The sequence below is a fragment of the Rhodoferax sp. XS2R6 genome (assembly GCF_056521365.1).
The window spans coordinates 132,440-155,564 of the sequence record NZ_JBWMAY010000002.1; the positions used below are offsets into that span (position 1 = coordinate 132,440).

A 23,125-nucleotide genomic window follows, 5' to 3' on the forward strand; every position below is an offset into this window, starting at 1 on the left:
GCAAAGCCCAAGATGATTGAAATCGAACTCGACGGCAAAAAGGTGGACATTGTTGAAGGCAGCATGATCATGCATGCCGCCGACAAAGCGGGCACCTACATCCCCCACTTTTGTTACCACAAGAAATTGAGCATTGCGGCCAACTGCCGTATGTGCCTGGTGGATGTGGAAAAGATGCCCAAGCCCATGCCTGCCTGCGCCACGCCCGTGACCCAGGGCATGATTGTGCGCACCAAGAGCGACAAGGCCATCAAGGCCCAAAAGTCGGTCATGGAATTCCTGTTGATCAACCACCCCCTGGATTGCCCGATTTGCGACCAGGGCGGTGAATGCCAGTTGCAGGATTTGGCCGTCGGCTATGGCGGATCGTCCTCTCGCTACGAAGAAGAAAAGCGCGTGGTTCCCGTCAAGGATGTAGGTCCGCTGATTTCGATGCAGGAAATGAGCCGCTGCATCCATTGCACACGCTGCGTACGTTTCGGCCAAGAAGTGGCAGGCGTGATGGAGTTGGGCATGTCCCACCGCGGCGAACATGCCGAGATCGAAACCTTCATTGGTGACACGGTGGATTCCGAGCTGTCGGGCAACATGATCGACATCTGCCCCGTGGGAGCCTTGACCAGCAAGCCTTTCCGTTACAGCGCCCGCACGTGGGAGCTGTCGCGCCGCAAGTCGGTGAGTCCGCATGATTCCACGGGTTCCAACCTGATTGTTCAGGTGAAGAACCACAAGGTGTTGCGTGTGGTTCCGCTGGAAAACGATGCGGTCAATGAATGCTGGATTGCAGACCGTGACCGCTTCTCCTACGAAGCCTTGAACAGTGATGAGCGTCTGACCACCCCCATGCTCAAGCAGGGCGGTGAGTGGAAGAGCGTGGACTGGCAGACGGCTTTGGAGTACGTGGCGAATGGTCTGAAGCAGATCAAGTCCAACCATGGTGCTGCCAGCATTGGCGCCCTGGTCAGCCCGCATAGCACGCTCGAAGAGTTGCAGCTGGCAGGTGCTCTGGTACGTGGTTTGGGTAGTGACAACATCGACTACCGCTTGCGCAACAGCGAGTTCGTGCCTGCTGCAGGCGTGCGGTATTTGGGTACCTCGATTGCCTCCCTGTCGCAGTTGCAGCGGGTGTTGGTGATTGGCTCCAATCTGCGCAAAGACCACCCCCTGTTTGCCCAGCGCATTCGCCAGGCGACCAAGCTGGGTTGTGTGGTCAATGCCGTGGTGTCCGAGTCTTCCGATTGGGCCTTGCCCGTGACCCATGTGGCCACGGCGCCAGCGGCCTCTTGGGTCCAGGCATTGGCTGATATTGCGACGGCTATTGCGGCCGAAAAATCGGTGACTGCACCAGCGGTTGGAACGGCAACGCCGGTAGCACAGTCGATTGCATGCTCCTTGCTGTCTGGTGATCGCAAAGCGGTGTTGCTGGGCAATGCTGCCGCACACCACGCCAAGGCGTCCAGCCTGCTGGCACTGGCAAACTGGATTGGTGTGCAAACCGGCGCCACGGTGGGTTACCTCACCGAAGCAGCCAATACGGTTGGTGCCCAACTCGTGGGTGCCGTGCCCCAGGGGAATGGTTTGAATGCCGCGCAAATGTTGTCTGGCGGTCTGAAGGCGGCCCTGCTTCTCAATACCGAGCCAGAGTTCGACAGTGCCATGGGCCGCGACGCCGTGTTGGGTCTGGACAAGGCCGAGATGGTTGTCACCTTGAGCCCCTTCAAGGCCAACTTGGACATCAGCGATGTGATCTTGCCGATTGCTCCCTTCACGGAAACTTCTGGCAGCTTTGTCAATGCAGAAGGCCGTGTGCAGAGCTTCCACGCAGTGGTCAAACCTGCCGGTGAGGCCCGCCCGGCTTGGAAGGTGCTTCGCGTTCTGGCCAACCTGCTGGGTGTGCAGGGTATGGACTATGACGCATCCCAGGATGTTCTGAAGTCCATCCCCTTGGATTCGCAAGGGGAGGCTGTATTTGTACCCGCTGCAAGCTTGAGCAATACCTCTGATGTGGCGATTGACCTGCAGAGGGCGGAGGTCGCGCCTGTGACGGCATCCATTTACCAACTGGATGGCATGGTTCGTCGTGCGACATCACTCCAATTGACTGCGGATGCGCAGCGGGCCGCCCAAGCGCAAGAAGAGGCTTTGTCATGATTGACATGATTTACAACACCGGTTTGGGCTTGATCCCTGCAACTTGGTGGGCGGGCTTTCTCTGGCCCCTTATCTGGACCTTGTTAAAAATCGTGGTGGTGGTGTTGCCCTTGATGGGGGCCGTGGCTTACCTCACCTTGTGGGAGCGTAAGTTCCTTGGGTGGATGCAGGTGCGTGTGGGCCCCAACCGGGTTGGGCCCTGGGGTTTGCTGCAGCCTATTGCCGATGCCCTGAAGCTGCTCACCAAAGAAATTTTGGTGCCAACCCAGGCTAGCAAAGGGTTGTTTTTCATCGGACCGATTCTGACCATCATGCCGGCCATGGCTGCCTGGGCTGTGATCCCTTTCGGCCCGGATGTCGCCTTGGCAAATATCAATGCCGGCCTCTTGTTTGTGATGGCGATCACGTCCATGGAAGTTTATGGCGTGGTGATTGCTGGTTGGGCTTCCAATTCCAAGTATGCATTTTTGGGTGCGTTGCGGGCTTCTGCCCAGATGGTGAGTTACGAAATTGCCATGGGTTTTTGCCTGGTGATCGTTCTCATGATTTCCGGCAGCATGAACCTCACAGAAATCGTGATGGGGCAGGGCAAAGGGCAATTCGCTAACATGGGCTGGGGCTTTTTGTCTTGGAACTGGTTGCCCCTGCTGCCGATTTTTGTGGTGTATGTGATTTCCGGTTTGGCGGAGACCAACCGCCACCCCTTCGACGTGGTCGAGGGTGAAGCGGAGATTGTGGCTGGCCATATGGTGGAGTATTCCGGCATGTCCTACGCCATGTTCTATTTGGCCGAATACGCCAATATGTGGCTGATCTCTATCCTAGCCTCCATCATGTTCCTGGGCGGTTGGTTGTCGCCTTGGGCAGCGCTGGACTTCATCCCCGGTTGGATCTGGCTCGGTATGAAGACCTGTGCCGTGGTCAGCCTCTTCATCTGGGTGCGCGCCACCTTCCCGCGCTTTCGTTATGACCAGATCATGCGTCTGGGCTGGAAAGTGTTTATCCCTGTCACTTTGGTGTGGCTGCTGGTGGTGGGTGCCTGGATGCAAACCTCCTTCAACATCTGGCTGTGAAGGACTACACCATGACAATGTCCGCTGCTACCCGTACCCCTAGCCCCGCTTTTTCGCTGTGGGACTTTCTGTCCAGTTTTTTGCTGATCGAACTGTTCAAGGGCCTCGCGCTGACCGGTCGTTACCTGTTCCGTCGCAAGGTAACTGTGCAGTTTCCGGAAGAAAAAACCCCTTTGTCGCCGCGGTTCCGTGGTCTGCACGCCTTGCGTCGCTACGAAAATGGTGAGGAACGCTGTATTGCCTGCAAGTTGTGCGAGGCAGTCTGCCCTGCGATGGCGATCACCATCGAATCCGATGTACGCGACGATGGTTCACGCCGTACCACGCGTTACGACATTGATCTCACCAAGTGCATTTTCTGCGGCTTCTGCGAAGAAAGCTGCCCCGTCGACTCAATCGTGGAGACCCACATTCTTGAATACCACGGAGAGAAGCGGGGAGACCTGTATTTCACCAAGGAAATGCTGTTGGCCGTGGGTGACCGCTATGAGCCGGAAATTGCCGCCAACAAACAAGCGGACGCTAAGTACCGCTGATCTGTCGCAAGAAAGTGTTTGAATCATGAGTGTTACGACTGGTCTTTTTTATGCCTTTTCCGCGGTGCTGTTGTTTGCAGCCTTCCGCGTGATTACGGCGCGCAATCCGGTGCATGCTGCCCTGTATTTGGTACTGACCTTTTCTCAGGCCGCGCTGATCTGGATGCTGCTCAAGGCTGAGTTTTTGTCCATCGCATTGGTCCTGGTGTATGTGGGCGCGGTAATGGTGCTGTTCTTGTTTGTCGTGATGATGATGGACGTGAATGTGGAGAACTTGCGGCTCGGGTTTTGGAAACATTTCCCCTTGGCAGCCTTGGTGGGTGTAGTGATTGCGCTGGAGATGGCTGCCGTATTGATGGGCGGTTTCCGCATTATTGAGGATCCATCTGTGGTGGTGGCCCCAGGTAGTTCCAATACAAAAGAACTTGGCATTTTGTTGTTTACCCAGTATTTGCTTCCACTGGAAGTCGCAGCAGCCATTTTGCTCGTGGCCATGATTGCCGCCATTGCCTTGACCCTGCGTGCTCGCAAGGACAGCAAATACGTGAGCCCCGGCGACCAAGTGCGTGTGAAGTCGCGTGATCGCATGACCGTGGTGAAAATGGCGGCCACGCAAGCAGCCCCGGCCGTGATTGCCGACGCAGATGCGGAGAAAAAACAATGACTTTGACTTTAGGACATTTCCTGTCGCTGGGAGCCATGCTCTTTGCGCTGTCGGTGGTGGGTATCTTCCTCAATCGCCGTAACCTTATCGTATTGCTCATGGCCATCGAATTGATGCTGCTCGCGGTCAACACCAATTTTGTAGCGTTCTCGCACTATCTCAATGATCTGCATGGCCAGATTTTTGTGTTGTTCATCATGACGGTGGCTGCCGCTGAGGCCGCGATTGGCCTGGCGATTTTGGTGCTCTTGTTCCGCAACAAGAACAGCATTAGCGTGGACGAACTCAATTCGCTCAAGGGTTAATCACAATGAGTCAAACCCTTTCTGCATCGACGTTGTTGGCCGTGCCCTTGGCCCCCTTGGTGGGGTCTGCGTTGGCCGGTATTTTTGGCACCCGCTTTGGTGGCAACTGGATCGGCCGCAAGCTGAGCCACACGCTGACCATCCTCGGTGTGCTGGTGGCTTTCGTTCTGTCCGCTGCGACGCTCAAATCGGTTGCCTTGGATGGTGCCCGCTTCAACGAGACCCTCTACACCTGGATGGTGGTGGGTGGACTCAAGATGGAAGTCGGTTTTCTGGTTGATGGCCTGACCGCCATGATGATGTGTGTGGTGACCTTCGTCTCGTTGATGGTGCACCTCTACACCGTGGGTTATATGGAAGAGGATGAAGGCTACAACCGCTTCTTCTCGTATATCTCCCTGTTCACCTTCTCCATGCTTATGCTGGTCATGAGCAACAACCTGCTGCAACTGTTCTTCGGTTGGGAGGCTGTGGGTCTGGTGTCGTATCTGCTGATTGGTTTTTGGTTCAACAAGCCCACGGCCATCTTCGCCAATATGAAAGCCTTTCTGGTCAACCGCGTGGGTGACTTTGGCTTCATTTTGGGTATCGGCCTCATTGTGGCGTATGCGGGCACTCTGAATTACAGCGAGGTGTTTGCCAAGTCTGGTGAATTGGCCCAACTGGTCTTTCCGGGCACCGAGTGGATGCTGGTCACCGTGATCTGTATTTGCCTGTTTGTGGGCGCCATGGGCAAATCGGCCCAGTTCCCCTTGCATGTCTGGTTGCCAGACTCCATGGAGGGGCCTACGCCTATTTCTGCGCTGATTCACGCTGCAACGATGGTGACTGCCGGTATCTTTATGGTGGCCCGTATGTCGCCATTGTTCGAGCTCAGTGACACAGCCTTGAACTTCATTTTGGTCATCGGTTCCATCACGGCCTTGTTCATGGGTTTTCTGGGCATTATTCAGAACGACATCAAACGCGTGGTGGCCTACTCCACCCTGTCGCAGCTGGGTTACATGACTGTGGCTTTGGGTGCCTCCGCCTACTCGGTGGCAGTGTTTCATCTGATGACCCATGCGTTCTTTAAAGCCTTGCTGTTCCTCGGCGCAGGCTCGGTGATCATGGGGGTGCATCACAACCAGGACATTCGCTGGATGGGTGGTTTGCGTAAGTACATGCCTATTACCTGGATTACTTCCTTGCTCGGCTCGTTGGCGTTGATCGGAACCCCCCTGTTCGCTGGCTTCTACTCCAAAGACAGCATCATTGAAGCAGTGCATTTCAGCCAATTGCCCGCGGCTGGTTTTGCCAACTTTGCCGTGCTGGCGGGTGTGTTCGTGACCGCGTTTTATTCGTTCCGCATGTACTTCTTGGTGTTCCACGGCAAAGAGCGTTTTGACCAGAACCCTGACGCACACCATGATGACCACCACGGTCACCACGGGGATGCGCATCACCATCCGCATGAGTCGCCCTGGGTCGTCACCGTACCTCTGGTGTTGCTGGCCATTCCTTCGGTCCTGATCGGTTATCTGACGATCCAGCCCATGCTGTTTGGCGATTTCTTCAAAGACGTGATTTTTGTGAATGCCGAGAAGCACGGTGCAATGGCAGAACTAGCGGGCATCTTCCACGGCCCCTCGCAGATGGCGGTCCATGCCTTCTCCACGGCCCCTTTCTGGTTGGCGCTGGCAGGTGTTGTGACGTCTTACCTGATGTACATGGTGTTCCCCGCGGTTCCGACCGCGATCAAGCGTAACGTCATGCCACTGTTCAACTTGTTGGAAAACAAGTACTACCTGGACTGGATCAACGAAAACATCTTGGCCCGTGGCGCACGTGCGTTGGGCACTGGTCTCTGGAAGGTGGGTGACCAGGCAGTGATCGATGGCACTGTCGTGAATGGTTCCTGGAAGCTGGTGGGCTGGGTGTCCTCCATCGTTCGCAAGGGACAGTCGGGGTATTTGTACCACTATGCCTTGGTCATGATCCTTGGCATCTTTGTGCTGATGACGTACTTCGTTTGGCTCAAGTAGGAGAAAAATAAAATGGGTTTGTTGAGCCTCGCTATTTGGGTTCCCATCGCTTTCGGCGCGGTGTTGCTGGCCTGCGGTCGTGATGAACATGCCAAGGTGGTTCGCTGGATTGCTTTGGTCGGAGCCGTGATCAGCTTCCTGCTGACCTTGCCCCTGTACGGCCAGTTTGACACCACGACCGCGGCCATGCAGTTTGTGGAGAAAGCGGGCTGGATCAGTCGCTTCAATGTCAATTACCACCTCGGTGTGGATGGCATTTCGTTCTGGTTCGTACCGCTGACGGCATTCATCACCGTGGTGGTGGTGATTGCAGGCTGGGAGGCCATTACCCAGCGTGTTAACCAGTACATGGGCGCCTTCCTGATCTTGAGCGGACTCATGATCGGTGTGTTTACCGCACTGGATGGCTTGCTGTTCTACGTGTTCTTCGAAGCCACACTGATTCCGATGTACCTCATCATCGGTATCTGGGGTGGTCCCAACAAGATCTACGCTGCCTTCAAGTTCTTCCTCTACACCTTGCTTGGCTCCTTGCTGATGCTGGTGGCCTTGATTTACCTGTACACCAAGTCGGGTGGCAGCTTTGACTTGGCCACTTGGCACGCACTGCCTTTGGGCAGCACGGCGCAGACCCTGCTGTTCTTTGCCTTCTTTGCGGCATTCGCCGTGAAGGTCCCTATGTGGCCTGTGCACACTTGGTTGCCCGACGTACACGTGGAAGCGCCCACAGGCGGCTCTGCTGTGTTGGCCGCCATCATGCTGAAGTTGGGTGCTTACGGCTTCCTGCGTTTCTCCATGCCGATTGCCCCCGATGCTGCCCACGAATGGGGTGGTTTCATGGTGGCGCTGTCCCTGATTGCCGTGGTCTACGTGGGCTTGGTGGCCATGGTGCAGCAAGACATGAAGAAGCTGGTGGCGTATTCGTCGGTGGCGCACATGGGGTTTGTGACCTTGGGCTTCTTCATCTTCAATGACCTGGGTGTGTCCGGTGGTCTGGTGCAGATGATTGCGCACGGGTTTGTGTCTGGTGCCATGTTCCTGTCGATTGGTGTGTTGTATGACCGCGTGCATTCGCGCGAAATCGCCAGTTATGGTGGTGTGGTCAACACCATGCCCAAGTTCGCAGCATTTGCCCTGTTGTTTGCCATGGCCAATTGCGGCTTGCCAGGCACCGCCGGTTTTGTGGGTGAATGGATGGTGATTTTGGGTGCCGTGAAATTTAACTTCTGGATCGGGTTTGCCGCCTCCAGTGCGCTGATTTTTGGTGCGGCCTACACACTGTGGATGTTCAAACGCGTTTACCTGGGCCCGGTGACCAATGACGACGTGAGAGGCCTCACGGATATCAATGCCCGTGAATTTTTCATGCTGGCGCTTTTGGCGGTGGCGGTGCTCTACATGGGCCTGTACCCCAAACCCTTCACCGATGTGATGGACGTTTCTGTGGCCGAGCTGCTCAAGCACGTGGCCGTGTCCAAGTTGAACTGATCCAACTGAATTGCGAGACGAACGATGATAGACAAACTCAGTTTGATCACGGTACTGCCAGAGCTCATTTTGCTGATCATGGCGTGTGTCATTGCCCTGGTGGATTTGCGGGTGAAGTCCCCCCTGCGCGGTGTGACCCATGTGCTTACCTTGCTCACTTTGGCGGCAGTTGCTTTGTTGCAAGCGTCTTATGCCTCCACAGGCCAGACGCAATACGCCTTCAGCAACATGGTGGTCAGCGACTCCATGGGCAACTGGCTCAAGTGTTTTGCCACCTTGGCGGTGATGGTGACGTTGGTGTACGGGCGCTCTTACGCCAGCCAGCGCGACATGCTGCGCGGTGGCGAACTGTTCACGCTGAGCATTTTTGCGCTGCTCGGCATGTTTGTCATGATCTCCGGCAACAACTTCCTGGTCATCTACATGGGCCTGGAGCTGCTGACCCTGTCCAGCTACGCCTTGGTGGCCCTGCGCCGTGACCATGTGGCTGCCACAGAGGCCGCCATGAAGTACTTCGTGCTCGGCGCCATGGCATCGGGCTTCCTGCTGTACGGCATGTCCATGTTGTACGGTGCGACCGGCTCCCTGGACGTGAACGAGGTGTTCAAGGCTATTGCTTCGGGCCAGATTCGCCACATGGTGCTGGTGTTTGGTTTGGTGTTTCTGGTGGCCGGCCTGGCGTTCAAGCTGGGTGTGGTGCCCTTCCACATGTGGATTCCCGATGTCTACCAGGGTGCACCTACTGCCGTGACTCTGATGATTGGTGGTGCGCCCAAATTGGCAGCCTTTGCCATCGTCATGCGCCTGTTGGTGGAGGGCATGTTGCCCCTGGCCGGTGACTGGCAGCAGATGCTGATGGTCTTGTCGATTGGCTCCTTGCTGATCGGTAACCTGGCTGCCATTGCGCAGACCAACATCAAACGCATGCTGGCGTTTTCCACCATCGCCCAGATGGGCTTTGTGCTGCTCGGGTTGATGTCCGGCGTGGTGAACGGCAACACCGCCTCCGGTGCCAATGCTTACAGCTCTGCCATGTTTTATGTGGTGAGTTATGTGCTCACCACCTTGGCCAGCTTCGGTGTGATCTTGCTGTTGTCACGCGATGGTTTCGAGAGTGAAGAAATCGCAGACTTTGCCGGCCTGAACCAGCGCAGCCCGCTGTACGCCGCCATCATGGCGATTTGCCTGTTCTCTTTGGCTGGCATTCCACCCATGGTGGGTTTTTACGCCAAGCTCTCGGTGTTGCAAGCCCTGATTGCGTCGGGTGACAATTTCTACTTGGCCTTGGCTGTGTTTGCGGTGTTGATGTCCCTCATCGGCGCCTTCTACTACCTGCGCCTCATCAAGGTTATGTACTTTGACGAGCCCGCTACGACTGCCCCCGTGACCGCGCCCGCCGATGTGCGTGTGGTGTTGTGTCTCAACGGCGGTTTGGTGTTGTTGCTGGGTATCTTCCCCAGTGGCTTGATGACCGTGTGCGCCAACTCTGTGCGCCAAATGCTGGGCAGCTAAGCGCTGCAGCGCTTGGTTCCGGCATTGCCTTGGGCGCATCACCGATGATGAATTCTTTTGCGGCAGGCTTGGTCGTTGTGTTGGCGTTGGTCTGTGCCAACCTTCCGTTTTTCACGGAGCGGCTGCTGGGTTTTTACCGCCTGGCGGCTGAGAAGTCGCTTGGCTGGCGTTTGCTCGAATTGTTGTTTCTGTACGCCGTGACCGGTGCCGTCGGCTTGGGTCTTGAGCATCGTGCTGGGCAGATCAGCCCACAGGGGTGGGAGTTTTATGCCATCACCTTTGCGCTGTTCGTCACCTTTGCCTTCCCCGGTTTTGTCTACCGCTACCTGCTCAAGCGGGCAGGGTAAACCGCGCACTGCCATGCAAGACGACAGCCACCTCATCGAACGCAAGACGTCTGGCGAGGAAATTTTCAAAGGCCATTTCCTCCATGCCTTTCGCGACCAGGTGTTGCTGCCCAGCGGCCGACCCGCGACGCGTGAGTATGTGGTGCACCCCGGTGCGGTGATGGTTATCCCCCTGCTGGACGATGGCAGTGGAGAGGTCAAGTTGGTGCTGGAACGCCAGTACCGTTACCCCGTAGCGCGGGTGATGATCGAGTTTCCGGCCGGCAAACTGGACGCAGGGGAAAGTGTGCAACGCTGTGCCCAACGCGAACTGCTGGAAGAAACTGGTTACACCGCACGCGCCTGGGCCCGGGCCGGCGTCATGCACCCGGTCATTTCGTATTCCACCGAATTCATTGACATTTGGTTCGCACGCGACTTGCAGCTGGGCGAGCGCAAGCTCGATGACGGGGAGTTCCTCGACGTGGTGACCGCCAGCCCCACCGAATTTCTGCAATGGTGCCAGCAAGGTCTGGTGACCGATGCCAAAACCCTGGCCGGTGCACTCTGGGTACAGAACGTACTGCGTGGCGACTGGCCCCTGGAGTGGACCACTCCAGTGTCTGCCTGAGCGCAGCATTCCGCCATGAAAGTCCTGGACCTCCAATGCAGCCAGCACCACCTGTTTGAAGGCTGGTTTGCGTCGGAAGACGACTTCGTCTCACAGTGCCTGCGTGGCCTGGTGCAGTGCCCCGTGTGTGCAGACCCCACTGTGGTGAAAAAACTCAGCGCGCCGCGGCTGAACTTGTCGGGCGCCCGTGAGCCGCCAGCAGCCAAGTCAGAGCCCACACCATCCGCCAGTCCGGCGATGCCTGCGCGCATGGGTGAGGTGGAGACGGCTCTCGCTGCCGCCTGGATGGCCGTAGCCCGCCACGTGGTGGCCAATACCACCGACGTAGGCGGTCAGTTTGCCGAAGAGGCCCGCAAGATGCATTACGGCGAAGCCGAAGTGCGCAACATACGCGGGCAAACCACCCCGGAGCAAGCCAAAGAGTTGGTAGAGGAGGGCATTGAAGTCATGCCCCTCTTGTTACCCGAAGCCCTGAAAGGGCCTCTGCAATAAGCGTGCAGAAGCCCTTGGCCGGTATCAGGGATACAAGCCGCGCAGTTCCCGGGCATGCAGTATGCGCTTGCAGGCCACGATAAAGGTGGCGGTGCGCAGACTTACCTTGTGGTCTTGCGCCACATTCCAGACGCCGGCAAAGGCCTCTTTCATGATGCGGACCAGGCGGGCGTTGATCTCGTCTTCGCTCCAGAAGAAGCTGGAGAAATCCTGCACCCATTCAAAGTAGCTCACCGTCACGCCGCCGGCGTTGGCAATCACGTCGGGCAAGACCAGCACATTGCGTTCTTGCAGAATGTCATCTGCCTCGGGCGTGGTCGGGCCATTGGCGCCTTCGATCACCAGCTTGGCTTTGATGCGCCCTGCGTTGGCCTTGGTAATCTGCTGCTCCAGGGCCGCGGGAATCAGGATGTCGCAGTCCACGTCCCAGAAGGCGTCATTGGCAATCGTCTCCGCGGGTGTGAACCCGGCCACCGAGCCATGGGCCGCCACGTGGGCCAACAAGGCGGGCACGTCCAGGCCGGACTCTTGGTAGATCGTGCCGCCATGGTCTTGCACAGCCACGACGCGGGCACCGGCCTGGGCGAACAACTTGCCGGCGATACCGCCCACATTGCCGAAGCCCTGCACGGCCACGCGTGCTTTGGAAATATCCAGCCCAATGTGCTGCGCTGCTTCCACGCCCACGGTGTACACGCCGCGGCCCGTGGCCTCGCGTCGGCCCAGTGAGCCACCCAGGTCAATCGGCTTGCCCGTCACCACGCCGGTGGCGGTGGCACCCTCGTTCATCGAGTAGGTGTCCATCATCCAGGCCATGATCTGCTCGTTGGTGTTCACGTCGGGCGCGGGGATGTCCTTGGTGGGCCCGATGATGATGCCGATCTCGCTGGTGTAGCGGCGTGTCAGGCGCTCCAGCTCGCCGCGTGACAGGGTCTTGGGATCGATGCGGATACCGCCCTTGGCGCCGCCGTAGGGCACGTTCACCGCGGCGTTTTTGATCGACATCCAGGCCGACAGCGCCATCACTTCGGACAGGGTCACGTCCTGGTGAAAACGCACGCCGCCCTTGCCAGGGCCGCGCGAAGTGTTGTGCTGCACGCGGTAGCCTTCAAAGTGGGCCACCGTGCCGTTGTCCAGCTGGATCGGCACGTCCACGATGAGTGCGCGTTTGGGGCGCTTGAGCGTTTCGGCCCAACGTGCCAAGTGGCCCAGGTAGGGCGTGACGCGGTCGACCTGTTGCAGGTAAATGCCCCAGGGGCCGAGGTGGTCGGCCTGCAGGTAAGAGGGCAGCGCATGGGTGGTGGCTGCGGGGTGCGCGGGGGACGCCGGGTTAGCGTGGTGTTGCGACATGAATGCTCCTTGTGGTTGTCGTCATGGCCCGCAATGTAGGCGGGCCATGGCGACCTGTCCAAGGCCACTTCATTTGCAAACTATGCAAAAAATTAATAACGAGCTAGGCGCTGACGTCCAGGATGCGGCCGGTCGCCTGTCCTTGGCTGTTCACCACGGGCGCCGTGTCGCTGTCGGTTTTGAGGGCGTTGCCACTGGCGGCAAACTTGGGGCTGACCGAGGTGTACATGCGCTCCAGAAAGTTCTGGGTCGCCGGTGGCACTTCGCTTTTCTGCTGGCGCAGGGCGCTGTCGTAGGTGCTGTCGCTGTTGGTACTGGCGGTGCTCAGCTTGCGGGCTGTCTGGTTGCGGTCCTGGGCCTCACGCTCGGCTTCGTCGGCCTGTGCACGCAGGTCGCTGGCCCGCGCTTCGGCAGAGTCGGCTTCGCGCCGTGCCTGCTCGATGCGCGTCTTGCTCAGTGTCGCCTGCAGAGAAGGCGATGCCGAGTTGGTGGCTGTGATGGCGACCATGGCCGCAGCTCCGATGGCAGGTCAGGCTGTGACGTTGAGCAGGCGGCCGGTGGTTTGGCCTTGGGTGTTGACCACCGGTTGGGGTTTGGGCTCTTCGGTCTTTTTGGGTTCGGCCGCCTTGGCCTGCAGCTCGCGCTGCTGTGTTTCCCGCACTTCCTGGGTGCGTTTGGTGGCTTGGGCCTGTTGCACCTGCTGCGGCTTGGCTTTGCTGACGTCCATAGGAGTCTCCAGGGGGTTGAATGCCTTGATTTTAGGCACTTCACCCCCGCATTTCAATGCTTTACATAGCCACGTTTCTGCTAGGTCAGGCGTTAAATTGCAGCGCCGCCAGCCCGGCGTACACACCGCCGCGCGCCACCAGCTCGGCGTGTGTGCCTTGTTCCACCAGTTTGCCGTGGTCCAGCACCACGATCAGGTCGGCCTTTTGCACCGTGGCAAGGCGGTGCGCGATGACCAGCGTTGTGCGGTCGCGCATGGCCGATTCGAGTGCAGCCTGCACCATGCGTTCGCTCTCGGCGTCAAGTGCGCTGGTGGCCTCGTCCAGCAGCAGCAGCGGCGGGTTTTTGAGCATGGCGCGCGCAATCGCAATGCGCTGGCGCTGCCCGCCTGACAGGCGCACGCCGCGCTCGCCCAGAAAGGTGTCGTAGCCCTGAGGCAGGGCGCTGATGAACTCGTGCGCGAATGCAGCTTGTGCTGCGGCCTTCACTTCAGCGTCAGTGGCATCCGGCTTGCCGTAGCGGATGTTTTCCAGCGCGCTGCTGGAGAAGATCACCGCGTCCTGTGGCACGATGCCCACGCGCTGGCGCAGTGCGTCCAGCGCCATGTCGCGCGTGCCCACGCCGTCCAGCACAATGCCGCCGCTTTGCGGGTCGTAGTAACGCAGCAGCAGCTGGAACACCGTGCTCTTGCCCGCCCCGCTGGGCCCGACGATGGCCACGGTCTGGCCGGGCAACACGTTCAGGCTGAAGTTTTGCAGTGCAGGCTGCAAGGGGCGCGAAGGATAGTGAAAGTCAATCGCTTCAAATTTGATAGCGCTTCCCGCAATAGGCATGGCGGCTAGCAGAGGTTTTGAGGGTGAAGTGATAGGCGACTGGGTGCCCAGCAACTCCATCAGCCGCTCGGTGGCGCCGGCGGCACGCAGCAGGTCGCCATAGACCTCGCCCAGCACCGCAAACGCGCTGGCCAGGATGATCACGTAGACCACGGTCTGGCCCAAATGGCCCGCCGTGATGCGGCCTTCGGCCACGGCCTGCGTGCCCTGGTACAGGCCCCACAGCAGTGCCGCACTGGTGGCGATGATGATGAAGGCGACCAGCATCGAACGCATCAGGCTGCGCTTGGTGGCGGTCTCAAACGCGTTGTCGGTGGAGGTGACAAAACGCGCGGTTTCGCGCCCCTCGGCGGTGTAGCTTTGCACCACGGGGATGGCGTTCAGTACCTCGGCCGCGATGGCGCTGGAGTCGGCAATGCGGTCTTGTGATGCACGGGAGAGCTTGCGCACGCGCCGGCCAAACCACAGGCTGGGCACCACCACCAAGACCAGCACCACCAGCACCTGCAGCATCACCACCGGGTTGGTCCACACCAGCACACCCAGCGCGCCAATGCCCATCACCGCGTTGCGCAGGCCCATGCTGAGCGACGAGCCCACCACGGTTTGCACCAGCGTGGTGTCGGCCGACAGGCGCGAGAGCACCTCGCCGGTTTGTGTGGTTTCAAAAAACTCGGGGCTTTGCTTGAGCACATGGCTGTAGACCGCGTTGCGCAGGTCGGCCGTGACGCGCTCGCCCAGCCAGCTCACCATGTAAAAACGGGCCGCTGAAAACAGACCCAGCGCCACGGCCACGCCAAACAGCGCTGCAAAGTGCTCGCGCAACGCCATTACCTGCGCGCCCTTGTCGGCCTGCACCAGCCCGCCGTCAATCAGGCTGCGCAGCGCCAGCGGAAACGCGAGTGTGGCGCCCGCCGCCAGCACCAGAAACACCAGCGCCATGCCAATGCGGCCCCGGTAGGGCCGCAAAAACGGCAGCAGGCCGGAGAGGGATTTGGGGTTGGTGGCTTTGGGGCGGTCGGAAGAGGTCATGGCAGCCTAGGTGGGGGCGAGGGCGGTGGAGGCAAGGTGGGCCGAGAAATATAAGGAAATATGCCTCTAGCGCCCGTGATTATTGCGCGAGCAGCTACTGAATTTGTAGCGGTTGATTGTCGGTTTGCTGCGGTTTGTTGCAGCGGTGTCAGAGTTTTAGCGCTGCCGCATAGCCCGTCATCTCCAGGTAGCCGCGCCCGACCAGCTTGCCGTTGCTGTCCCAGACTTCGCTGAGGCCTTCCCAGTAGATGGCGCCGGTGGAGCCGCGGCTGTCCAGCTCCTGGTTGTCGAGGACGGCTTTGACCGTGTAGTAGTCGGCCGGGGTGCGCACCACCCATTCCACGGGGTAGCTGGCTTTGCTCAACGGGCTGCGCCAATTGCGAACTGGTTTGAACAGCACTTCACCGCGCGAGAACGCGTAGCGCACCCCTGCCGCGCTGCGGAAGGAGCCACCGTCCCACAACACGCCACCTTGCCGGTCGCGCAGCTGAAACGCGGTAAGCGCGCTGCCGTCGAACAGGTTGATGCCGATCCAGTCCCAGCCCTGGGCTTGTGGGTGCAGTACCTCCTGGCTCCATTCATGGTCCAGCCAGGCGGTGCTGCCGGTCTCCAGCATGCGCGTCTGACCCTGCAGTGCGATGCTGCCGCTCACCTGCAGCTGCGGCTGGCTGTAGTAATAACTTGCCTGTTTTTCTTCCGGCCCCTTGCGGGACAGGCCGTCTTTCCCCTGCAGCAACACGGGTTGGGTGGCTTTGAAGCTCAAATTCAGCGTGAAGTCGCCCGCAGGAATCTGCGCCTGCAGGTCCGCACCCTGGCGCTGCAGCGACCAGTCGCGCAGCAGCACGCCGGTGTCTTGCGTGCTGGCCGAAGCCGTATCCGCCGGGTTGCTGCCCGCGGGCTCGCCAGACCAGCGCGCAATGCGCTGGTCGTGCCAAAGTTTCTTGCCCGCCACGTCGGTGACGGCGGCATGGGCAAACAGCAGCTGTTTGGCCGCCAGACGCGACAGCATGGCTTGGGTGCTGGCGACGCGGCTGCGAAAAAACGTGACCTGAAAGCCCAGCGCCGCAGCCTGGCCCGCCACATGGGCGTAGCCCGTGAGGTACCACCACTCGGTGGCAAAGTCGTTGTGACTGCCCGCATCGCGCGGAAACGCAAGGCGTTTGGCGGGGAGCGCCCAGGCTGTGGGCAACAAGCCGGCCAGCAGCGGTACGACCAAGGCGGCGCGCCGCTGGAGCATGGCGGGGCGGCCCGCGCTCAGCGGTTACCCGCGCGCGCCAGGCGCTGTGCCACGGTGGGCGAGGGTTTGCCGGACAGTGCGTCCAGGCGCTGGCCCATGGCTGCCTCCAACTGGTCGAGCCGCACCTGCGTGGCGGGGTGGGTGCTCAGCGCCAGGGTGAACACGGGATTGTCGGGCTTGGCGGTGCGCAATTGTTGTAACACGGCTACCAGGCCATAGGGGTCAAAGCCCGCGCGCGCGGCCAGGGCCACACCGCTGCGGTCGGCGTCAAACTCATCGCCCTGGTCCAGACCCTTGGAATACACCTCACGTCCCAGCGCCAGCAGCTGGGCCGACAGCGCACCTTGGGCGTTGTTGCCGAGTTGCGAGGCAATGGCGCGGGTCAGCAAACCGGTCTGCGCGGATTTGCGCAGCGCGGCCAGATGATGTTTGGCAATCACGTGGTGAATCTCATGCGCCAGGATGCCGGCCAGTTCCGACTCGTCGGCTACGGAGTCCACCAGTCCCTTGGTCACAAACACATACCCACCCGGCGCGGCAAAGGCGTTGTAGCCCGCGTCGTCCAGCACGGCAAAGGTCCAGGGCAGGTTGGGGCGCTCGGACTGCAGGCTGATCCAGCGGCCCAGGCGGTTCACATAACGCTGCAGTGCCACGTCTTTGTGCAGGGGTTTGGCGCCCAGCAGCACGGCCGAGAGCTGGCGGCCCATCTCGATTTCTTTGGGCTCGTCGATCTGCTCCATGGACTGCGAGAGCAAGCCCACCAAATCACTGCTGTTGGCAGCGGCAGCGGGGGCGCTGTTGTTGCTAGCCACATTGGGTTTGAGCATGTTTTGCAGCAGGCCGCCCAGCATCTTGCCGGGGTCTTGTGCCTGGGCAGACAAGGGCAGCGTGGCGCAGCAGACAGCAGCCAGGCTCAGGGCGATCAGGGGGCGCTTCATTGGGAATATCCTGAGGAAGGGGCATTCACCGGGGTGGGGGGCGCGGGCACGGGCAGGGGCTCCACGGCTTGCGGGCTCAGGCTGGCATCAGCGGCAAAACGTTTGGCCTGGGTTGCGTCCTGGCGTAGCCCCTCGGCCTGGGCTAGCGCCGCCAAGTTGGGCTGAGCGTTGGCAATGTCTTCGGCCCCCAGGCCGCGTATGCCTACGGTGGCGGTGGTGCCGCTGGTGTTCTGGTTTTGCGCGCTGCCACGGCTGAACAGGTTGGACAGGCCGCGCAGGGCTCCGGTGGCGGCACTGGCCACACTGCCTTGCTCGGTAGCGGTGCCCACGTCAAACAAGTGGATCCAGCCGCTGGCGCCGGCCGCTGTTTTGACCTGCACCCAGGCGCCCTGGCGGGTGGGCTGGCGCGTCAGGGCGGTTTGGGCCGGCAGCGTGGCGATGGCGGCGGCGCTTTCGGTCGGGCCTTCGCGCAGCGTGGTCTGGCGCTTGGTGACCAGCGCCTCCTGGGCCTGGGCCGCAAGACTGCCTAGCAGCGCCAAGGCCAGCAGGGTAAGGGTGAGGGGTTTACGCATGGATGCCATTGTCAGGGAAGGGCTGCAACGCGGCAATGCCCGGGATCGCAAACAGGCACTCAGTCCGGGTGGGCCTGGGTTTCAGGGTCTGGCTCCTCACCAATGGCCTTGCGGGTGACAGCGGCCTGCGCCATCAACCAGGCACAAAAGGCCTGAATCTCCGGTCGAGTACGGCTGCGCGGGCCCACAATCAAAAAGTACACCAGTGGCGTGTCGATGCGGCCATTGGGCAGCACCTCCACCAGGTCACCGCTGGCCAGGCTGTCGGCCACCAGCGGCATGCGCGCCAGCGCCACGCCCTGGCCGGTGAGGGCGGCCTGCACGATCTGGTGGGCGTAGTTGAAATACATCCAACGTTTGGGCTCCAGCTTGGGCAGGTCGTTGCCGTCCAGCCAGCGCCGCCAGGTCAGCCATTCCAGGTTTTGGTGGCGGTGGCTGTCACTGGCCTCCAGCAGCGCAAAGCGGTTCAGGTCGGCGGCCTTGCGCAAGGGCGGGCCGCTCTTGAGCAACCACGGGCTGGCCACGGGTGTGAGCTGTTCACCAAACAGGCGCACCGCATCGGGCCCCGCGTTGCCGGGTCGGGTGTAACGGATGGCCAGGTCCACATCGCTGGTGTCCAGGTCTACCGGGTTGTCGGTGGCGTCCAGGCGGATGTCGATGTCCGGGTACTCGGCCTGGAAGGCTTCGAGCCGCGGGATCAGCCACATGGAGGCGAATGACGCCCAGGTGGAAATGGCCACACTTTTGCGCCCCGCGGTGCGGCGAATCAGTCGCACCGCGCTGTCCACCCGCTCCAGCGACGGCACCACGGCGCGCAACAATTGGGCGCCCGCACTGGTCAGCTCCACGGCGCGTGTGTGGCGCAAAAACAGGGGTACGCCCACCTCTTCCTCCAGCGACTGCACCTGGCGGCTCACCGCGCTTTGCGTGAGCGATAGCTCCTCGGCGGCCGCCCGAAAATTGAGGTGGCGGGCCACCGCCTCCAAGGCACGCAGGTGGCCCACGGCAATCGGTCGGGTGCGCAGGCGGATTTCGGTGCTGGAGGGGGCGGTGTTGGACATGGCAGGAAACCAATTGATGCGGGAATGGAATGAATAGCATAGCCCGATTTCATTGGACGGTGGTGCAGCGCGGCGCGATCATTCATTGCCCAACCACCTTAACGGAGTCCACCATGCAAGCCCAAAGCCCCTCGCTACAACAGCCCCAACGATCGTCCCAGCGTCAACAACCCGCCGCTGATCTCCAGTACGGCGTGTTCTCCTTGTCCACCGACGCCCCCTGGGTGCTGGCCAAGGGCAAGGCTGTCACCCTGCGTCCGCGCACGGCTGGCGTGTTGCGCGTGGTGTCCGGTCGCGCCTGGGCCACGGTGGATGTGTTCCGCCACACCCCGCTGTTGGAAACCGGTGACCATTTTGTGGCGTTGGGCCATGACTTGCAGTTGCGCGCTGGGCAGCGTGTGGTGGTGGAAGCGTGGCCGCACAAAGGGCAAGACGGGATTCAGCTGCAATGGGTGGCGCAGCCGCAGGCTTGCCTGGCGACGCGGTGGCAAACCAATGTGGTGGAACCAGCGCGTGATATCGGCCACGGTCTGGCCCTGGTGGCGCGCGCGCTGTGGCGCCTGTTGGGTGGTTTGGCGGGTTACACCGACTTTCTGACCGCCGGCCGCGGCCGGGTGCTGCGCGGGCTGGAGTCCAACGCGCCTTAAGTGCTTTGGCGAACCTGTAAGGTGTAGCCCAGATTGATGCAAGGCGACGCGACCGTTTCCCCTTGCATCAGCGCCACCAGCATCTGCCCCGCGGCTTGACCGATTTCGGCGCGCGGGGTGCGCACGGTGGTGAGCGGTGGCAGCATCTGGTCGCTGCCGGTCAGGTCGTTAAAGCCCGCAATCGCCACGCGCTGCGGCACCGCCACTCCCAAACGCAACGCGGCCAGCAGCGCACCCTGGGCCAAGTCGTCGTTGCAGAAAAAAATCGCGTCCACGGGAGGCTGTTGGCCGATGATTTGTTCAAACATGCGCGCCCCCAATGACAGCGAGGAGGCCGCCGGGTTCAGCCACTCCAGCGTCGCGTCGTAGCGGCCTGCGGCCTGCAGGGCCTGGCGCCAGCCTTCCAGGCGCTGCAGGGTGCGCGGGTCCAGCTGGGCTGCTGCAAAGGCAATACGCCTGTGGCCCTGGTCCAGCAGGTGGCGGGTCAGGTCGTGGCCCGCATCGCGCTGCGAAAAACCCACACAGTAGGCGCCTTCGGGGGCCTGCGCCGTCATCAGGTGCACACAGGGCACACCGCTTTGGGCAATCAGGCTGCGCGTGGCTTCGTTGCGTTCCAGCCCGGTCACGATGAGCCCGGCCGGGCGGTGCAGCAATTGCTCGCGCAGCAGGCTTTCTTCCTCGCTGGGGTCGTAGTGGGTGATACCGATTAGCGTTTGGTAACCGGCCTGGCGCAGGGTTTGTTGCAGGGCTTCCAGCACATCCACAAACAAGGCGTTGGACAACATGGGGATCAGCACCGCCACATGGCTGCTCTGGCCGGAGGCCAGCGCGCGTGCCGCCGGGTTGGGCACATAACCCAGTGTGTCAGCCGCGGCCTGCACTTTGGCCACCAGTTCGGCCGCCACGGCCCGCTCACCGCGCAGCGCGCGCGACACGGTGATGGGGCTGACACCAGCCAGATGCGCCACGTCGGCCAGCGTGACGCGGCCGGTGGCACGGGGGCGGGTGGAGGCGGTCATGGACTAGGGAAACTACTAAATGGCATGTAAATATCTTCGCATAGGATAGCGCTATCCGACGTTTGACAGGCAGCAGGCAAACCCCTAAGCAGGAATTTCCCTCAGGGAATGGAGCTGCAATCTGTCAGGCGTCATTTTTTGGTTATTTTTGGATAGCGCTATCCAATTCACAAAGTTTATGCATTCCATTGTCATCATGGGCGTCTCTGGCTGTGGCAAGTCCAGCCTGGGTGAGGCCGTGGCGCAAGCCACTGGCCTGCCGCTGGTGGAGGGTGACGACCACCACAGCCCGGCCAACCGCGACAAAATGGCCCGCGGCATTGCCCTGACCGATGCCGACCGTGCGGACTGGCTGGCCACCCTGGGTGCCCAGCTGCAGGCCCGGCCCGGTGGCGCGGTGGTCACCTGTTCAGCCCTCAAACGCGCCTACCGCGATCGCCTGCGCCAGGCCGCACCGGGCTTGCGCTTTGTGTTTCTGGAGATTGGCAAGGCAGATGCGCAAGCCCGTGTGGGCGCGCGTGCATTACATTTCTTTTCCACCAGCTTGGTGGACAACCAGTTCGCCACGCTGGAATCCCCGGTGGGCGAGGCCGGTGTGCTGCGCCTGGATGCCATGCGTCCGCTGGCCCAGTTGCAGACCGCCACGACCGAGTGGCTGGCCGCTACTCAGGAGCCCGCATGACGCAACCCGTGAAAGACCCGGCCACAACGCCCGGCAAGTTTGTCCACCTGACCCATGGACTCATGGCGCTGTGTCTGGGTGTGATGGCCGTGTCCGTGTTTGTGAACGTGGTGCTGCGTTACGGCTTTGGCAGCGGTGTGGCTGCCAGCGAAGAGCTGTCGCGCCTCTTGTTCGTTTGGATGGTGTTCATTGGTGCCACCGCGGCCTACCCGGCGGGTGAGCACATGGCGTTCACCAGCCTGGTGGCCATGCTGCAAAAGAAGCCGCGGGTGCTGGCGGTGATGACAGCCGTGATTCGCCTCCTGGTGCTGCTGGCCTGTGTGTTGCTGGGGCGTGGTGCCTGGCAGCAGGTGGTGGTGGGGCTGGACAGCACCTCCGTGGTGATGGCATACCCCACCGCCTTGTTGCCCTTGCCGGCCCTGTTGTGCGCGGTGGCGATTGGTGCCATGGCCGCTTGGGAGTTGGTACAGCGCACGCCGCTGGACCTCGGCCACAGCGCAGAAGTGGAGTAGGGCCATGAGTAACGAAGCACTCGCTTTTATCGTCTTTTGCGTCGGCATGCTGGCGCTCATGGGCATTGGTATGAACATGGCCCTGTCACTGGTGCTCACCGGTGCCGCCATGGCCTGGGTGCTGGACTTTTGGGACACGCAGTTGTTGGCCCAGAACCTGGTGGCCGGGGTGGACAGCTTTCCGCTGCTGGCCGTGCCTTTCTTCATTCTGGCGGGTGAGCTGATGAACAGCGGTGGCATCAGCCGGCGCATCATCACCATGGCGCAGGCCTGGGTGGGGCATATCAAAGGCGGTCTGGGTTTTGTGGCCATTGGGGCTGCGGTGCTCATGGCCAGCATGAGTGGTTCGGCCCTGGCCGATACCGCGGCGTTGGCCACCATCCTCATGCCCATGATGCGCCAGCAGGGCTACCCCATGCACACCTCGGCCGGGTTGATCGCCTCGGGCGGCATCATTGCGCCCATCATCCCGCCCAGCATGCCGTTTGTGATCTATGGCGTGACCACCAACACCTCCATCTCGGCGCTGTTTCTCTCGGGCATCGTGCCGGGTCTCATCATGGGCGCGGGCCTCATCGTGGCCTGGAAGCTGGTGTTGCGCGACATGGATTTGCCAGAAGGCCAACCGCTGCCGCTGCGCGAGCGCCTGCAGGCCACGCGCAAAGCGTTTTGGGCGCTGCTGATGCCACTGATCATCATCGGCGGCATGAAGAGCGGGGTGTTCACCCCCACCGAGGCCGCAGTGGTGGCTGCGTTTTATGCACTGGTGGTGGCCTTGTTCATCCACCGTGAGATGAAGGTGCCCGCGGTGTACGGCGTGCTGGTGCGGGCTGCCAAGACCACGGCCATCGTGATGTTCTTGTGTGCCGGCGCGCAAGTGGCCAGCTACATGATCACGCTGGCCGATCTGCCTGCCACGCTGACTGGCTGGCTGGGCCCGCTGGTGGAGAGCCCGCGCCTCCTGATGGTGGTGATGATGCTGGTGTTGATTCTGGTGGGCACTGCGCTGGACCTCACGCCCACCATCCTGATTTTTGCACCGGTGATGCTGCCCATCGCCGTGAAAGCCGGGATTGACCCGGTCTACTTCGGCCTGATGTTTGTGCTCAACGGCGCCATTGGTCTCATCACCCCACCCGTGGGCACGGTGCTCAATGTGGTGGCCGGGGTGGGCCGGCTGCCGCTGCACCAGGTGATCAAGGGCGTGAATCCCTTCCTCATCACCTACACGCTCATTCTTTTCCTCTTCGTCCTGTTCCCGCAAATCGTGACCGCGCCCGTGGCGTGGATGCGTTGAGTTTCGTCCCCGTTTTT

General features: G+C 60.9%; 24 protein-coding genes. 15 read left to right on the forward strand and 9 right to left on the reverse strand.

Annotated elements, in window-relative coordinates; all coding sequences use genetic code 11:
* The first annotated feature begins 12 nt into the window (after window positions 1-12).
* The 11 genes from nuoG to AC097A_RS07220 are packed head-to-tail and all read left to right on the forward strand — an operon-like array spanning window position 13 to window position 11,202.
* A complete protein-coding gene (nuoG, locus tag AC097A_RS07170) occupies window positions 13-2,151 on the forward strand; it encodes an NADH-quinone oxidoreductase subunit NuoG (RefSeq protein WP_479620305.1) in 2,139 nt (712 codons plus the stop codon).
* Entirely contained in the window at window positions 2,148-3,224 is a 1,077-nt protein-coding gene (gene nuoH, locus AC097A_RS07175) for an NADH-quinone oxidoreductase subunit NuoH (protein WP_479620306.1), read from the forward strand. Before nuoG ends, nuoH begins: the two co-directional genes overlap by 4 nt.
* A gap of 17 nt (window positions 3,225-3,241) precedes the next feature.
* Window positions 3,242-3,760 (forward strand): NADH-quinone oxidoreductase subunit NuoI, encoded by a 519-nt coding sequence (gene nuoI / locus AC097A_RS07180; protein WP_105262511.1) that lies wholly within the window; start codon window positions 3,242-3,244, stop codon window positions 3,758-3,760.
* Between the two features lie 25 nt (window positions 3,761-3,785).
* Window positions 3,786-4,424: an NADH-quinone oxidoreductase subunit J gene (locus AC097A_RS07185; protein ID WP_479620307.1), complete on the forward strand. Its 639-nt coding sequence runs from the start codon at window positions 3,786-3,788 to the stop codon at window positions 4,422-4,424.
* Complete coding sequence (nuoK, locus tag AC097A_RS07190; RefSeq protein ID WP_094478035.1) at window positions 4,421-4,729, forward strand: NADH-quinone oxidoreductase subunit NuoK; 309 nt, start codon at window positions 4,421-4,423, stop codon at window positions 4,727-4,729. Before AC097A_RS07185 ends, nuoK begins: the two co-directional genes overlap by 4 nt.
* A gap of 5 nt (window positions 4,730-4,734) precedes the next feature.
* Entirely contained in the window at window positions 4,735-6,753 is a 2,019-nt protein-coding gene (gene nuoL, locus AC097A_RS07195) for an NADH-quinone oxidoreductase subunit L (RefSeq protein WP_479620308.1), read from the forward strand.
* A gap of 12 nt (window positions 6,754-6,765) precedes the next feature.
* Window positions 6,766-8,241, forward strand: a complete 1,476-nt coding sequence (locus AC097A_RS07200) for an NADH-quinone oxidoreductase subunit M (protein ID WP_315494570.1) — start codon at window positions 6,766-6,768, stop codon at window positions 8,239-8,241.
* A gap of 24 nt (window positions 8,242-8,265) precedes the next feature.
* Window positions 8,266-9,753 (forward strand): NADH-quinone oxidoreductase subunit NuoN, encoded by a 1,488-nt coding sequence (gene nuoN, locus AC097A_RS07205; protein ID WP_479620309.1) that lies wholly within the window; start codon window positions 8,266-8,268, stop codon window positions 9,751-9,753.
* 44 nt (window positions 9,754-9,797) lie between these two features.
* Complete coding sequence (locus tag AC097A_RS07210) at window positions 9,798-10,100, forward strand: DUF2818 family protein (protein ID WP_105262410.1); 303 nt, start codon at window positions 9,798-9,800, stop codon at window positions 10,098-10,100.
* A 13-nt stretch (window positions 10,101-10,113) separates the two neighbouring features.
* Complete coding sequence (locus AC097A_RS07215; protein ID WP_479620310.1) at window positions 10,114-10,710, forward strand: NUDIX domain-containing protein; 597 nt, start codon at window positions 10,114-10,116, stop codon at window positions 10,708-10,710.
* Window positions 10,711-10,725: 15 nt separating this feature from the next.
* Window positions 10,726-11,202 carry a DUF1178 family protein gene (locus tag AC097A_RS07220; protein ID WP_105262412.1) on the forward strand — a complete coding sequence of 159 codons (477 nt, stop codon included), beginning with the start codon at window positions 10,726-10,728 and terminating at the stop codon, window positions 11,200-11,202.
* A 24-nt stretch (window positions 11,203-11,226) separates the two neighbouring features.
* Here the strand turns inward: AC097A_RS07220 and AC097A_RS07225 are convergent, their stop codons facing one another.
* The 8 genes from AC097A_RS07225 to AC097A_RS07260 all read right to left on the reverse strand — a co-directional run bounded on the left by AC097A_RS07225 (window position 11,227) and on the right by AC097A_RS07260 (window position 18,951).
* Window positions 11,227-12,552: a Glu/Leu/Phe/Val family dehydrogenase gene (locus AC097A_RS07225; RefSeq protein WP_479620311.1), complete on the reverse strand. Its 1,326-nt coding sequence runs from the start codon at window positions 12,550-12,552 to the stop codon at window positions 11,227-11,229.
* A 103-nt stretch (window positions 12,553-12,655) separates the two neighbouring features.
* The gene (locus AC097A_RS07230) at window positions 12,656-13,060 is read right to left on the reverse strand and encodes a hypothetical protein (RefSeq protein ID WP_479620312.1); all 405 of its coding nucleotides are present in this window, start codon (window positions 13,058-13,060) and stop codon (window positions 12,656-12,658) included.
* Window positions 13,061-13,081: 21 nt separating this feature from the next.
* Window positions 13,082-13,279: a hypothetical protein gene (locus AC097A_RS07235; protein ID WP_105262415.1), complete on the reverse strand. Its 198-nt coding sequence runs from the start codon at window positions 13,277-13,279 to the stop codon at window positions 13,082-13,084.
* Window positions 13,280-13,364: 85 nt separating this feature from the next.
* Entirely contained in the window at window positions 13,365-15,143 is a 1,779-nt protein-coding gene (locus AC097A_RS07240) for an ABC transporter transmembrane domain-containing protein (RefSeq protein WP_479620313.1), read from the reverse strand.
* 148 nt (window positions 15,144-15,291) lie between these two features.
* Window positions 15,292-16,380 carry a lipocalin-like domain-containing protein gene (locus AC097A_RS07245; protein WP_479620314.1) on the reverse strand — a complete coding sequence of 363 codons (1,089 nt, stop codon included), beginning with the start codon at window positions 16,378-16,380 and terminating at the stop codon, window positions 15,292-15,294.
* 17 nt (window positions 16,381-16,397) lie between these two features.
* A complete protein-coding gene (locus tag AC097A_RS07250; RefSeq protein WP_105262418.1) occupies window positions 16,398-17,318 on the reverse strand; it encodes a M48 family metalloprotease in 921 nt (306 codons plus the stop codon).
* Window positions 17,315-17,890: an SH3 domain-containing protein gene (locus AC097A_RS07255; protein WP_161499953.1), complete on the reverse strand. Its 576-nt coding sequence runs from the start codon at window positions 17,888-17,890 to the stop codon at window positions 17,315-17,317. The genes AC097A_RS07250 and AC097A_RS07255 overlap by 4 nt, the downstream gene beginning before the upstream one ends.
* Window positions 17,891-17,949: 59 nt before the next feature.
* A complete protein-coding gene (locus AC097A_RS07260; RefSeq protein WP_105262420.1) occupies window positions 17,950-18,951 on the reverse strand; it encodes a LysR substrate-binding domain-containing protein in 1,002 nt (333 codons plus the stop codon).
* Between the two features lie 113 nt (window positions 18,952-19,064).
* On the opposite strand from AC097A_RS07260, the gene AC097A_RS07265 reads away from it, so the two are divergent.
* The gene (locus AC097A_RS07265) at window positions 19,065-19,598 is read left to right on the forward strand and encodes a DUF2917 domain-containing protein (protein ID WP_479620315.1); all 534 of its coding nucleotides are present in this window, start codon (window positions 19,065-19,067) and stop codon (window positions 19,596-19,598) included.
* On the opposite strand, the gene gntR is transcribed toward AC097A_RS07265, so the two are convergent.
* Entirely contained in the window at window positions 19,595-20,617 is a 1,023-nt protein-coding gene (gene gntR / locus AC097A_RS07270) for an HTH-type transcriptional regulator GntR (protein WP_479620316.1), read from the reverse strand. The genes AC097A_RS07265 and gntR overlap by 4 nt on opposite strands.
* 178 nt (window positions 20,618-20,795) lie before the next feature.
* On the opposite strand from gntR, the gene AC097A_RS07275 reads away from it, so the two are divergent.
* From AC097A_RS07275 to AC097A_RS07285, 3 genes are read left to right on the forward strand one after another with little or no spacing between them, the layout of a single operon-like run.
* Window positions 20,796-21,299 carry a gluconokinase gene (locus AC097A_RS07275; protein ID WP_479620317.1) on the forward strand — a complete coding sequence of 168 codons (504 nt, stop codon included), beginning with the start codon at window positions 20,796-20,798 and terminating at the stop codon, window positions 21,297-21,299.
* Window positions 21,296-21,811 (forward strand): TRAP transporter small permease, encoded by a 516-nt coding sequence (locus AC097A_RS07280; RefSeq protein ID WP_479620318.1) that lies wholly within the window; start codon window positions 21,296-21,298, stop codon window positions 21,809-21,811. Before AC097A_RS07275 ends, AC097A_RS07280 begins: the two co-directional genes overlap by 4 nt.
* A gap of 4 nt (window positions 21,812-21,815) precedes the next feature.
* The gene (locus AC097A_RS07285; RefSeq protein ID WP_105262424.1) at window positions 21,816-23,108 is read left to right on the forward strand and encodes a TRAP transporter large permease; all 1,293 of its coding nucleotides are present in this window, start codon (window positions 21,816-21,818) and stop codon (window positions 23,106-23,108) included.
* Window positions 23,109-23,125: the final 17 nt, after the last annotated feature.

What these genes read in the sequence shown, in the direction of transcription:
- AC097A_RS07215 (WP_479620310.1), top strand. Translation starts at nt 10,114, where the DNA reads ATGCAAGACGACAGCCACCTCATCGAACGCAAGACGTCTGGCGAGGAA.
- nuoK (WP_094478035.1), top strand. Translation starts at nt 4,421, where the DNA reads ATGACTTTGACTTTAGGACATTTCCTGTCGCTGGGAGCCATGCTCTTT.
- AC097A_RS07265 (WP_479620315.1), top strand. Translation starts at nt 19,065, where the DNA reads ATGCAAGCCCAAAGCCCCTCGCTACAACAGCCCCAACGATCGTCCCAG.
- AC097A_RS07260 (WP_105262420.1), bottom strand. Translation starts at nt 18,951, where the DNA reads ATGTCCAACACCGCCCCCTCCAGCACCGAAATCCGCCTGCGCACCCGA.
- gntR (WP_479620316.1), bottom strand. Translation starts at nt 20,617, where the DNA reads ATGACCGCCTCCACCCGCCCCCGTGCCACCGGCCGCGTCACGCTGGCC.
- AC097A_RS07185 (WP_479620307.1), top strand. Translation starts at nt 3,786, where the DNA reads ATGAGTGTTACGACTGGTCTTTTTTATGCCTTTTCCGCGGTGCTGTTG.
- AC097A_RS07235 (WP_105262415.1), bottom strand. Translation starts at nt 13,279, where the DNA reads ATGGACGTCAGCAAAGCCAAGCCGCAGCAGGTGCAACAGGCCCAAGCC.
- nuoL (WP_479620308.1), top strand. Translation starts at nt 4,735, where the DNA reads ATGAGTCAAACCCTTTCTGCATCGACGTTGTTGGCCGTGCCCTTGGCC.
- AC097A_RS07280 (WP_479620318.1), top strand. Translation starts at nt 21,296, where the DNA reads ATGACGCAACCCGTGAAAGACCCGGCCACAACGCCCGGCAAGTTTGTC.
- AC097A_RS07210 (WP_105262410.1), top strand. Translation starts at nt 9,798, where the DNA reads ATGATGAATTCTTTTGCGGCAGGCTTGGTCGTTGTGTTGGCGTTGGTC.
- AC097A_RS07275 (WP_479620317.1), top strand. Translation starts at nt 20,796, where the DNA reads ATGCATTCCATTGTCATCATGGGCGTCTCTGGCTGTGGCAAGTCCAGC.
- AC097A_RS07250 (WP_105262418.1), bottom strand. Translation starts at nt 17,318, where the DNA reads ATGAAGCGCCCCCTGATCGCCCTGAGCCTGGCTGCTGTCTGCTGCGCC.
- AC097A_RS07220 (WP_105262412.1), top strand. Translation starts at nt 10,726, where the DNA reads ATGAAAGTCCTGGACCTCCAATGCAGCCAGCACCACCTGTTTGAAGGC.
- AC097A_RS07245 (WP_479620314.1), bottom strand. Translation starts at nt 16,380, where the DNA reads ATGCTCCAGCGGCGCGCCGCCTTGGTCGTACCGCTGCTGGCCGGCTTG.
- nuoI (WP_105262511.1), top strand. Translation starts at nt 3,242, where the DNA reads ATGTCCGCTGCTACCCGTACCCCTAGCCCCGCTTTTTCGCTGTGGGAC.
- nuoG (WP_479620305.1), top strand. Translation starts at nt 13, where the DNA reads ATGATTGAAATCGAACTCGACGGCAAAAAGGTGGACATTGTTGAAGGC.
- AC097A_RS07240 (WP_479620313.1), bottom strand. Translation starts at nt 15,143, where the DNA reads ATGACCTCTTCCGACCGCCCCAAAGCCACCAACCCCAAATCCCTCTCC.
- AC097A_RS07200 (WP_315494570.1), top strand. Translation starts at nt 6,766, where the DNA reads ATGGGTTTGTTGAGCCTCGCTATTTGGGTTCCCATCGCTTTCGGCGCG.
- nuoN (WP_479620309.1), top strand. Translation starts at nt 8,266, where the DNA reads ATGATAGACAAACTCAGTTTGATCACGGTACTGCCAGAGCTCATTTTG.
- AC097A_RS07255 (WP_161499953.1), bottom strand. Translation starts at nt 17,890, where the DNA reads ATGCGTAAACCCCTCACCCTTACCCTGCTGGCCTTGGCGCTGCTAGGC.
- AC097A_RS07230 (WP_479620312.1), bottom strand. Translation starts at nt 13,060, where the DNA reads ATGGTCGCCATCACAGCCACCAACTCGGCATCGCCTTCTCTGCAGGCG.
- nuoH (WP_479620306.1), top strand. Translation starts at nt 2,148, where the DNA reads ATGATTGACATGATTTACAACACCGGTTTGGGCTTGATCCCTGCAACT.
- AC097A_RS07225 (WP_479620311.1), bottom strand. Translation starts at nt 12,552, where the DNA reads ATGTCGCAACACCACGCTAACCCGGCGTCCCCCGCGCACCCCGCAGCC.
- AC097A_RS07285 (WP_105262424.1), top strand. Translation starts at nt 21,816, where the DNA reads ATGAGTAACGAAGCACTCGCTTTTATCGTCTTTTGCGTCGGCATGCTG.